Here is a 625-nt window from a genome sequence, read left to right on the forward strand (position 1 = left end):
GGTCTCTTGACGCTCATTAGCTTGTGCTATCTCCTCATTAGTTTCTTTTAAAGTACGAAGGATACGAATTTTAACTTTTTCTTTATGTTGCTTTTCAATAGCACTAGCTACTAATTGAACTAGCTGATTCGGATCCCAAGGTTTAGTAACGAAGGCATAAATTTGGGCATCATTGATTGATTTTATCGTAGAGTCTAGGTCTGCATAACCTGTCAGCAGAATACGTTCGGCTGCTGGACGTATTTTTTTGGCTCGAACTAAAAAATCAGCACCACTCATTTGTGGCATGCGCATGTCGCAAATGATGACATCGAAGCGTGTTATGCTCAGGATTTCGATAGCTTCAATGGGGTTCGTTTCGCAAATGATTTCGAAGTCGTTCGAACGAAAAAGACGCCTCAAAGAATCTAGGATCTGCTCCTCATCATCAACTACAAGAATCTTAAAAAGGCCTTTTTTACTCATAATTACCTATAAGAAGTTCGATATAACCGTCAAATTTTAAACCGTTCGTCGTAAGGCTAGTACATAATCAAGTGTTTACTACTAATTAGAACAGTATCAGGAATTAAATTATGCCTTCTGCTAACGCGATCGACATTCCCTCAGCAAGTTCTGATACCTG

1 protein-coding gene is annotated in these 625 nt (G+C 38.9%); it reads right to left on the reverse strand.

Going from position 1 to position 625, the window contains the following annotated elements:
• Nucleotides 1-465 (reverse strand): response regulator (locus tag A3739_RS26170; RefSeq protein ID WP_156502862.1); only part of this gene is annotated, 465 nt, incomplete at its 3' end.
• Nucleotides 466-625: the final 160 nt, after the last annotated feature.

The organism is Oleiphilus sp. HI0067, assembly GCF_001635735.1.